Origin of the sequence: Thomasclavelia sp., from assembly GCF_047249845.1 — a bacterium.
GTDB lineage: Bacteria > Bacillota_I > Bacilli_A > Erysipelotrichales > Coprobacillaceae > Thomasclavelia.
In genome coordinates this window covers 1-3,693 of the sequence record NZ_JBKTWO010000101.1, presented here as the reverse complement: position 1 = coordinate 3,693, position 3,693 = coordinate 1, and the positions used below count along the sequence as shown (strand labels likewise).

Annotated in this window: 3 protein-coding genes and 1 pseudogene; all 4 read right to left on the bottom strand. The window is 31.7% G+C overall.

The genetic code is table 11. The features are described from left to right. The coding region (locus ACLR9T_RS13515; protein ID WP_413110025.1) for a family 1 glycosylhydrolase at window positions 1-364 on the bottom strand (364 nt) is incomplete at its 3' end. Window positions 365-375: 11 nt separating this feature from the next. Continuing rightward, the gene (locus tag ACLR9T_RS13510) at window positions 376-2,217 is read right to left on the bottom strand and encodes a beta-glucoside-specific PTS transporter subunit IIABC (RefSeq protein WP_413110024.1); all 1,842 of its coding nucleotides are present in this window, start codon (window positions 2,215-2,217) and stop codon (window positions 376-378) included. A 159-nt stretch (window positions 2,218-2,376) separates the two neighbouring features. Continuing rightward, window positions 2,377-3,219, bottom strand: a complete 843-nt coding sequence (locus tag ACLR9T_RS13505) for a MurR/RpiR family transcriptional regulator (RefSeq protein ID WP_413110023.1) — start codon at window positions 3,217-3,219, stop codon at window positions 2,377-2,379. A gap of 325 nt (window positions 3,220-3,544) precedes the next feature. After that, window positions 3,545-3,693, bottom strand: a pseudogene (locus ACLR9T_RS13500) (23S rRNA (uracil-5-)-methyltransferase RumA); the annotation flags it as partial.

The following is a 3,693-nucleotide window of genomic DNA, read 5'->3' as shown; positions in this document are numbered from 1 at the left end:
GCGCAATATTGTGTTTTATTAACTCATGAAATAAATCATCATAATATTTCAATCCTGCTTCATTAGGTGTTTTTTCATCTCCATTTGGATAAATGCGTGGCCAAGCAATTGATACTCTCAAAATTTTGAAATTCATTTCAGATAATAATTCAATATCATCTTTATATTTATGGTAAAAATCGATTCCAATTCGTTTTAAATAATTTTCCTTTGGCGGTATAGAAACATCACCAAAGACACCATCAGGTAAAGCGTCTGCAGTTGAATATCCTTTACCATCTTCTAACACTGCACCTTCACATTGGTTAGCTGCAATCGCTCCTCCCCACAAAAAGTTATTAGGAAATTGTATTTCGTTATGCATCTTGACTTCTCCTATTCTATGGTTAACACTGTTTGTCCAGCTTGAACATTCTTTTCATTCGTCAATTGAATTGTTTGAAAATCATTTGAGTTGCAAACAACATGTATAATCATTGTTGGATAACCTGCTTTTTTCACTTTTTCTAGTTCAACTTCAACTAATAACTCCCCTTTCTTAACTGCTTGTCCCTGTCTAACATGACAGTTAAATCCTTCACCATTCATATTAACTGTATCAATGCCGATATGAAGCAATAGTTCTAATCCCTCATCAGTTAATATTCCAATTGCATGTTTTGAAGGAAAAACCGCTGTAATTGTTCCATTTGCTGGAGAAACTACTTTTCCATTTACTGGTTCTATTGCAAAGCATTGTCCCATCATTCCTTCTGAGAATACATTATCTGGAATATCACTCATTTGAATAACACTTCCTTCACAACTAGCATCAACATTAATTTTACCTAATGGAAGATTCTTTTGTTGTTCTTGTGAATCAAATCCCTCTGTATATTCATCATCTTTTACATCATCAAATCCAGTTACAATTACCCAAATGAATGCTACAATAAACGCCACTGTACATGATACAACAAACCAAATAAATGTATCTGTTAAGAATAATGGAATACCAATGATAGGTCCTGTTGCCATACCTGTTGCAGTTACATGGAAGAATCCAGCAATAGCACCACCTACTGCTCCACCAATACATACTCCGATAAGTGGTCTTTTTAATTTAGAAGTAATTCCATATAATGCTGGTTCTGTGATACCTAGAATTGCATTTAAAGCCGCTGTTCCTGCTAATGATTTAAAATCGCGATTTTTTGTTTTTAGGAAGACGGCAAATGTTGCTCCAGCTTGTGCTGAGTTAGAAGCGACATTTAGTCCCATTAAGTATTCAACACCGTATGTCGATAAAGACTGAACCATAACAGGTGTAAATCCATTATGAATTCCTAATAATACCATAATTGGGAAGAAACCAGAGAAAATGGCTCCAGCAATAACTCCATAATTTACATAAAATGTTAAGAAGTTTGAAGCAAGAACATCACTGATCATAGAGCCAACTGGACCAATCGCAACAATAACTAACACTCCAGTTACAAACACTGTAAGTAATGGAACCAAAATTGTTCTTAAAATACTTGGCACTACTTTAGCAAAGAATTTTTCTATATAGCTCATTACAATCACTGTCATAATAATTGGAAGAACTGAACTAGCATAAGAAGCACTAAATACTGGAATTCCTAATAAATGATGTGTTGTTCCGTCTCCAAGCATATTAATTAAATCAGGATGAAGCATAATTCCTGCAACAACCATTGCCAAGTAACGATTACATTTGAAATGTGTCGCTGTACTTACTGCTAATAAGAATGGTAAGAAGTAATATGCTGCATCTGAGAATAACATCAGCCATTTAAACATTTCGCCATCTGGTGAAATAACATTTGCAAACATTAATCCTAATAAAATTCCTGTTAATAACCCTGCACCAATGATAGCTGGTAAAATTGGTGTGAATATTCCTGTAAAAGTATCAAGAATTACTGCAAGTAGTTTTTTCTTTTCTTTTGGCACTTCATTATTCTTTGATAAACCTACTAATGGTTCAAATTCCAAAAAGACATCTGCAACTTTTGGACCTAAAATAACTTGATATTGCCCTTCTACAAGGTTCACCCCCATAACTCCAGGAAGCTTTTTAATTTGATCCTCCTTGATAATGTTTAAATCTTTGATCGTCATCCTTAAACGAGTAATACAGTGAGTGACTGCTGAAATATTTTCTTTCCCACCTACTAATTCAAGAATTTGTGTGGCTAATTCTTTATTTGTCATACTTTTTCCTCCTCTACATTTGCTTTAAATATTTATACTTTCTGTATTGACAATTGCATTATAGCAACCAATGTAAGCACATACAATATAGCTAAATATCAATGGTCTTAAAGTTTCAAACTAAGAAAAAAAAGAGAACTTTTTTTGAAATTATGAGTTTCAAAAATCCTCTTTCTTACTAGAAATATTCTCCACATCTAAAGCATTCTTTATATGATAATCAAAATCTTTTACTAACAAACAGGCAAATAAAATATCTAAAATGTAATTCATTGATATTGCAAGTAACATCATTTCAAAACCAGCTATAATATTTTTATCATATACCTGTAAGTAATGATCACAAACATTTTTTAAATCATCAAATTCTTCTCCACCAATACCTAATGTATACTGGCCAATAGATTTAACCTTTCTAGCACTATATACTGCTTGCTTATTTCCTCCAGTAAATGAAAGAATAATGGATACTCTTTTATTGTTTTTTGTACTCATAACATAATGCTCATTTAAATTTGTGAAAATATTACACTGCTTACCCAATGTTTGAAATTTAAACATTGCTGATTCTGCTATTGCTTGTGTTACTCCTGAACAATAGAAATCAATTACTTCTGCATTTTTTATTTTTTGAACGATACTTCTCACTAATTCTTTATTTAACATCAAATTTGTGTTTACTATTGCAACATTATAAAAATGAGGCATCTTTCCTAAAATATCACTTACGCCACTATACTTATTGAATGGTTGTTTTAATCGAATATCTTTAATCTTATCTCTTTCATAATTTTCTTGTTGAATGACTCTTTTAAGTTCTTCATAGCTGCCTACACCTATTTTTTTACAAAACCTAAATACAGTAGATTTACTAGTTAATGTAATCATTCCTAAATCATCAGCTGTTAATTCATCTAAAGAATATGGGTTTTTCAAAATATAATCAGCAATACTTTGCTCAGAATGAGTAAATATTTCTTTTTCTAATTTATCAAAAATCACTTTAACACCTCCTGCCAAATTTATAATAATAACATGTGATCAACTACCTTTATTATATACTTAAATTAAGTAAATGTCATACTATAATCATCATTTAAATCACTATTATTTTAAACATATATTAGATTTTTTGCTTTTATGTTTTACCTTAAATCTCTTTTTTTCTCGAACACTAAAACAAGGAAAAAATGTACAAGAAAAGCCTGACTTTTATTAAAATCAGGCAAATTAGCATTTACTATCAGTTGCACCCCATTTTGAGTGCTTCAAATTTTGCTTATCAAAAAGTGTCGAAAAGCCTTTATTCATGGGCTTTTTTGCACTTTTATTTTCTCACTATCAGACACACACATTCGACGTGATGTGTAAATGGAAACATATCCAGAGGCTGCACAATTTCTGTACGATACCCCTTCTCTTCCAGCAGCTTTAAATCCCTTGCCAGTGTCCCGGGATCACAGGACACATAAACAA

Excerpts from the sequence above, each read along its gene's own strand:
- ACLR9T_RS13510 (WP_413110024.1), bottom strand. The coding sequence starts at position 2,217 with ATGACAAATAAAGAATTAGCCACACAAATTCTTGAATTAGTAGGTGGG.